Below are 6119 nucleotides of genomic sequence, written 5' to 3'. Positions count from 1 at the left end.
CAGAGGGCCAACAGCAACGCCGTCAGAAGGGCGGCATAACAACAACCGGGTATAGCTTATCAAGCCCACAAAACTGTCCGAACGGACGGGTCCACCTCACTTTCTCCTCGTTCATGCCGCCGACATCCAGGACCGTGATGGGGCGGTTGATGTCCTGGCGGCAATACGCAGGCGCTTTCCCTGGCTGCGCCACATCTTCGCTGATGGCGGCTATGCTGGCGACAAATTGCGATCCGCGCTCGCCTCCATGGGAAAATGGACGATCGAAATCATCAGGCGGTCCGATACGGCGAAGGGCTTTCAGATCCTGCCGCGCCGCTGGGTGGTTGAACGGACATTCGCCTGGCTGGGACGGTGCAGGCGGCTCGCCAAAGATTGGGAAAAGTCCATTGCTTCCTCAACCGCATGGACATTGATCGCCTCGATCCGCATGCTCACACGACGGACAGCAAGGCATTATCAAGCTTGAAAAACTTTCGGATCGGGCTCTAACAGATTTTATCTCCACTCAAAGCCAGAAAATTCCGGATCCAAAAAACTGATAATCTATTCATCGTAGTTTACTCACGAAATATCTGAGATGATCTGCAATAAAACTGGCTACAAAATAATAGCTGTGATCGTAATCAGGACGAAGATTCAGGATGAGTTCCTGCCCTGCATTCTGTGCGGCTTCCTGGAACAGTTCTGGCCTGAGCTGTTCTTTCAGAAACTGGTCCGCCAGACCCTGATCTATCAGAACAGGCAGTCTTTCCTTCGCTGTCCGCACAAGTTCAAGCGGGTCATAGGCTGCCCAACTGGCACGATCCGGACCCAGATAAGCACTGAATGCTTTTTCACCCCATGGTACCTGCGTTGGCGCCACAATGGGTGAAAAGGCTGACACAGAACGATAGCGGCCAGGATTACGCAGCGCGATCATGATGGCGCCAAATCCACCCATCGAATGTCCCGCAATGCCTCGCTGCTGCGTAACCGGAAAGCTCGCCTCAATCAGCGCAGGAAGTTCCGTGACGACGTAATCATACATCCGATAATGCGCAGCCCACGGCTCCTGCGTCGCATTGAGGTAAAATCCGGCACCCTGTCCAAGATCGTACGCATCGTCATCAGCCACACCCACGCCCCGTGGACTGGTATCCGACGCGACAATGGCGATGCCCAGTTCTGCGGCCACGCGTTGCGCGCCAGCCTTGCCCATGAAATTCTGCTCCGTACATGTCAGACCGGAGAGCCAGTAAAGAACGGGAACCTTTTCAGTTTTTGCCTGCGGCGGCAGGTAGATCGCGAAGTTTGCTTCCACACCCAACGACACGGACTTGTGTCGCCAGACTTCCTGCTCGCCCCCAAAAGAGGCGTGTGTTTCCTTGCGTTCCATGGCTCTCACTGCCTTTTGCGCATGTCAGTTACCGTCCGTGAAGGTATAACTGCAGATCTTGTTCCCTGCCGGATCCCGGAGATAGGCAGCGTAAGCGCCCGGTAAGTGGCTTCGCGGGCCGGGTGCGCCTTCATCGGTTCCCCCATTGGCAAGACCTGCGGCATGAAAAGCCTCCACTTCGGCGGGTGTCGCTGCTGCAAAACCGATGGTGACACCGTTGCTTGAGGGCGCTTCACCGTTGCCTGGACGTGCAATGATGAAGGCTGGCTTTTCGCGGCCATACAGAATCCACCCATGCCCGAACGGCCCCAGGTTTTTTATGCCCAGAGCCGCAAGCGCGGCGTCATAGAATTTCGCGGATACCGCAGTATCCACTGCCCCAAGAAAAACGTGAGAGAAAACACCATCACCGGAAATAACTGCCATGATCGTTCTCCTGTAATTTCCAACCATTGGAAATGATGTTGCGCGGTGAGACGCAGACCTTAGAAATGAATGACGGAACGGATGGATTTTCCTTCATGCATCAGATCGAAGGCCGTATTGATGTCTTCGAGCGGCATGGTGTGGGTTACGAAAGGCGCAAGTTCGATATCGCCACGCATGGCATCTTCGACCATGCCGGGAAGCTGGCTGCGTCCCTTGACCCCTCCGAAAGCCGAGCCGCGCCACGAACGCCCCGTCACAAGCTGGAAGGGACGGGTCGAAATTTCCTGACCGGCCCCTGCCACTCCGATGACGATCGACTGCCCCCACCCACGATGCGCGGCTTCTAACGCCGCGCGCATGACGTTGACGTTTCCGATACATTCAAATGTATGATCAATACCCCAGCCGGTCATTTCCACAAGAACCTGCTGAATCGGTTTGTCATAATCCTTGGGGTTGAGGAATTCCGTGGCGCCGAATGCTTTGGCAAGTTCAAACTTTTCCGGATTGGTATCAATAGCGAAAATCCGGCCAGCCTTTGCCTGTCGCGCTCCCTGAATGACCGCCAGACCGATCCCGCCCAGACCGAAGACGGCAACCGTATCTCCCGGCTGCACCTTGGCCGTGTTGTGTACCGCACCAATCCCTGTGGTGACGCCACATCCCAACAGACAGACATGCCCTGGATTGGATGCGGGATTGATTTTTGCCAGAGAAACCTCGGCGACAACCGTGTATTCGCTGAACGTCGAACACCCCATGTAATGATGGATCGGCTGACCTTTGTAGGAGAAGCGTGTCGTGCCATCCGGCATCACACCTTTACCCTGTGTGGCGCGCACTGAAATGCAGAGATTGGTTTTTCCCGACTTACAGAACAGACATTCACCGCATTCCGCCGTGTAAAGCGGAATGACATGGTCGCCGGGGGCAACGCTGGTGACCCCTTCTCCGACCTCGATGACAATTCCCGCGCCTTCGTGACCCAAAACAGCTGGGAACAGCCCCTCGGGATCATCCCCTGACAGGGTAAACGCATCAGTGTGGCACACACCCGTATGCGTGATCTGCACGAGCACCTCACCTGCACGAGGAGGCGCTACATCGATCTCGACAATCTTAAGGGGCTTACCCGCCTCGAAAGCAACTGCGGCCCGTGATTTCATGATTTTTTCTCCAAATAACCTATCAGCCAGCATCGAGGGCATTACCGGAGATAGGATCGAACGAGTGACACCACATTCTCGATCGAACCACTGGCAGCATCACGATCGCCGGCACACTCAACAAATTCTTCCCGCAAGTGGCTTTCGAGAACACCGGCCATTAAGCCGTTGATTGCTCCCCGGATGGCCGCCACCTGTTGCAGCACCGGACCACAATCAGTCCCCTTCTCCAAAGCCTGTTCCAGCGCATCAAGTTGCCCGCGAATACGGCGCACGCGGGTCAGAACGCGCTTTTTCTCAGCTGGTGTGTGCGGCACGAACGCTTACTCCAAATATACTACCCTTGAGTATCCTTGTCATACTATAGGGCAGTATGACAAGGATATAAGGACGCGCTTGTCATATGATCCGATCACAATTCCGTATCGCTGAAATTTTCCCCTATCTGCCATTCCGCGCGTCAGGTGGGGCTCTTCTATTCCATCTGCTCATACCAACCGTTGTTTGCTGAAACCTATGTCAATAACGCGAACCTATTGGTTCTCTACGTTGGCAGGAACACCCATATCCTGTTGATTTTCACTGAGAACTGACCCGGGTAGGGCGGAAATTTTCATCGAGATTTGACCCATGCCTTCACACTCCCCGGCAGCATCTGCTGGGGGTTTGAGGAGTGATTGACATGGAGCTTCTGAGTGTGATCCGTCGGTGGCACTGCCGGGATCATCTTCCGATCCGCGAGATCGAACGCCGGACGGGACTGTCACGCAATACGATCCGGAAATATCTCCGGACACAGAGTATTGAACCGCGGTTCCAGGTACCTGAACGTCCCAGCCGACTGGACCCGTTTGCTGACAGGCTGAGGGGATGGCTGGTCCTGGAAGCCGCCCGCCCCCGCAAGAACCGGCGCACGGCGCGACGACTGCATGAAGACCTTGTGGCGCTGGGTTATGATGGGTCCTACGGACGGGTGGCCGCTTTCATCCGGCAATGGAAACACGAACAGCGCCAGGCACGCCAGACAACGGGTCGGGGTGTTTTCGTGCCCCTGTGCTTCCAGCCCGGGGAAGCCTTCCAGTTCGACTGGGGCGAGGACTGGGCGATAATTGCCGGGCATCGCGTCAAGCTGCAGGTTGCCCACACCAAACTGTCCTTCAGCCGGGCCTTCATACTCAGGGCCTATCCCCTGCAGACCCACGAGATGCTTTTTGATGCGCTTACCGAGGCCTTCCGCGTGCTCGGTGGCGTGCCGCGGCGGGGTATTTTTGACAACATGAAGACCGCCGTGGACCGGATTGGGTCAGGCAAGGCACGTCAGGTCAACCTGCGCTTCATGGCCCTGGCCAGCCATTATCTGTTCGAGGCGACCTTCTGCAATCCGGCAGCAGGATGGGAGAAAGGGCAGATCGAGAAGACCGTGCAGGATGCCCGGCGCCAGATCTGGCAGGATCTGCCCGTCTTTCCGGATCTGGGGGCGCTGAATGCCTGGCTGGAAGCCCGCTGCCTGGACTGTTGGGAACGGCTGCAGCATGCTGAATTGCCGCACAGCGTCTCCGAGGTCCATGCCAGCGAACGTCCCCACCTCATGATCCCGGGGCGGCCCTTTGACGGGTTTGTCGAACAGACCAAGCGCGTCTCACCAACCTGCCTGATCCAGTTCGAAGGCAATCGCTACAGCGTGCCGGCCTCCTTTGCCAATCGTCCGGTCAGCCTGCGGGTTTATCCCGACAGGCTACGCATTATCGCCGAAGGGCAGGTTCTGTGCGTGCATGACCGGATCATCACGCGTTCGCATGGCGTGCCAGGCCGCACGGTGTATGACTGGCGGCATTATCTGGCGGTCATCCAGCGCAAACCGGGCGCCCTGCGCAATGGCGCGCCGTTTACCGAATTGCCAGCCGCCTTCCGGACCCTGCAGGATCAACTGTTCAGGCGGCCTGGAGGCGACCGGGAAATGGCTGAAATCCTGGCCCTTGTGCTGCAGCATGATGAGCAGGCTGTCCTCTGCGCGGTTGAACTGGCACTTGAAGACGGCGTGGCGACCAAGACCCATGTTCTCAATACGCTTCATCGCCTGATCGATGCCAGGAGAACCGTGGTTCCCCGGCTCGATGCCCCACAGGCCCTGGTGCTCGAACACGAACCGTGCGCCGATACAGGGCGGTATGACATCCTGCGAAGGGACAGCCGCCATGCGTCATGATCCTGCCGCCGCTTCACTTGTCGTCATGCTCCGTGGACTGCGGATGTATGGCATGTCCCAGGCCACGGCTGACCTCATAGAGCAGGGCGCACCTGCCTTCGAGGCGGCCATCCCCATCCTCTCACAACTCCTGAAGGCGGAACTGGCCGAACGCGAAGTGCGCTCCATCGCCTACCAGACAAAGACCGCCCGGTTCCCCGCCTATAAGGACCTGTCCGGGTTCTCCTTTGCCGATACGCAGGTCAACGAGCCCATGGTCCGCCAGCTCCATGGCGGGGACTTCATCGAGCGTGCTGAAAATGTCGTGCTGATCGGCGGCCCGGGAACCGGGAAAACCCATCTGGCGACCGCGCTGGCCATCCAGGCGATCACCCATCACCGCAAGAAGGCGCGCTTCTGGTCAACGGTCGACCTGGTCAATGCGCTCAAACAGGAAAAAACCGCCAACCGGGCCGGGCAGATTGCCGACAGGCTGCTCCGCCTGGATCTCGTGATCCTTGATGAACTCGGTTATCTTCCCTTCAGCGCGTCTGGGGGCGCCCTGCTGTTCCATCTGCTCAGCCGCCTCTACGAGCGCACCAGTGTCAACATCACAACCAATCTGAGCTTCAGTGAATGGGGAGACGTCTTTGGTGACCCGAAGATGACGACGGCGCTCCTCGATCGGCTGACCCATCACTGTCATATCCTCGAGACAGGAAATGACAGCTACAGGTTCCGTGCCAGCACCGCCGCATCAAAAAACAGAAAGGACAGATCCTCTTCTTGACCGCCCGCCCGACTATGCCGGAAATAGCAGCTGGCTGGGTCAATTCCTGATGAAAAACCCGGGTCAGTTCTCGGTTCTTCCGCACTTTTCGTGATGGGTATCTTGTACTGTGGTTCTGGAACTGGAAAATCCTGAAAGTCGCCCACTTTCATGGATATTCCCCAGTGTCAC

The 6119-nt window shown here is 57.2% G+C and carries 6 protein-coding genes and 1 pseudogene; 3 read left to right on the top strand and 4 right to left on the bottom strand.

Going from position 1 to position 6119, the window contains the following annotated elements; translation table 11 throughout:
* Positions 1-100 precede the first annotated feature (100 nt).
* A pseudogene (locus CFR76_RS16980) lies at positions 101-469 on the top strand (IS5-like element ISGdi1 family transposase); the annotation flags it as partial.
* A gap of 81 nt (positions 470-550) precedes the next feature.
* On the opposite strand, the gene fghA reads toward CFR76_RS16980, so the two are convergent.
* From fghA to frmR, 4 genes are read right to left on the bottom strand one after another with little or no spacing between them, the layout of a single operon-like run.
* Positions 551-1378 (bottom strand): S-formylglutathione hydrolase, encoded by an 828-nt coding sequence (gene fghA / locus CFR76_RS16975; protein WP_025440048.1) that lies wholly within the window; start codon positions 1376-1378, stop codon positions 551-553.
* A gap of 24 nt (positions 1379-1402) precedes the next feature.
* Positions 1403-1804 carry a VOC family protein gene (locus tag CFR76_RS16970; protein WP_003618982.1) on the bottom strand — a complete coding sequence of 134 codons (402 nt, stop codon included), beginning with the start codon at positions 1802-1804 and terminating at the stop codon, positions 1403-1405.
* 59 nt (positions 1805-1863) lie between these two features.
* Positions 1864-2973, bottom strand: coding sequence for an S-(hydroxymethyl)glutathione dehydrogenase/class III alcohol dehydrogenase (locus tag CFR76_RS16965; RefSeq protein WP_025440047.1), 1110 nt, complete (start codon positions 2971-2973; stop codon positions 1864-1866).
* Positions 2974-3014: 41 nt separating this feature from the next.
* Complete coding sequence (gene frmR / locus CFR76_RS16960; RefSeq protein WP_025829448.1) at positions 3015-3290, bottom strand: formaldehyde-responsive transcriptional repressor FrmR; 276 nt, start codon at positions 3288-3290, stop codon at positions 3015-3017.
* A 365-nt stretch (positions 3291-3655) separates the two neighbouring features.
* Between frmR and istA the strand changes: the two genes are divergently transcribed.
* Together istA and istB are read left to right on the top strand one after the other, a co-directional pair.
* The gene (istA, locus tag CFR76_RS16955; RefSeq protein WP_025440046.1) at positions 3656-5179 is read left to right on the top strand and encodes an IS21 family transposase; all 1524 of its coding nucleotides are present in this window, start codon (positions 3656-3658) and stop codon (positions 5177-5179) included.
* Positions 5169-5948 carry an IS21-like element helper ATPase IstB gene (gene istB, locus CFR76_RS16950; RefSeq protein WP_025440045.1) on the top strand — a complete coding sequence of 260 codons (780 nt, stop codon included), beginning with the start codon at positions 5169-5171 and terminating at the stop codon, positions 5946-5948. The genes istA and istB overlap by 11 nt, the downstream gene beginning before the upstream one ends.
* Positions 5949-6119 lie beyond the last annotated feature (171 nt).

This window comes from Komagataeibacter swingsii (genome assembly GCF_003207895.1).
Classification (GTDB): domain Bacteria; phylum Pseudomonadota; class Alphaproteobacteria; order Acetobacterales; family Acetobacteraceae; genus Komagataeibacter; species Komagataeibacter swingsii.
Note: the sequence above shows the minus strand (reverse complement) of the source record. Positions and strands in the feature narration are given on the sequence as shown.

Excerpts from the sequence above, each read along its gene's own strand:
- fghA (WP_025440048.1), bottom strand. The coding sequence starts at position 1,378 with ATGGAACGCAAGGAAACACACGCCTCTTTTGGGGGCGAGCAGGAAGTC.
- CFR76_RS16970 (WP_003618982.1), bottom strand. The coding sequence starts at position 1,804 with ATGGCAGTTATTTCCGGTGATGGTGTTTTCTCTCACGTTTTTCTTGGG.
- CFR76_RS16965 (WP_025440047.1), bottom strand. The coding sequence starts at position 2,973 with ATGAAATCACGGGCCGCAGTTGCTTTCGAGGCGGGTAAGCCCCTTAAG.
- istA (WP_025440046.1), top strand. The coding sequence starts at position 3,656 with ATGGAGCTTCTGAGTGTGATCCGTCGGTGGCACTGCCGGGATCATCTT.
- istB (WP_025440045.1), top strand. The coding sequence starts at position 5,169 with ATGCGTCATGATCCTGCCGCCGCTTCACTTGTCGTCATGCTCCGTGGA.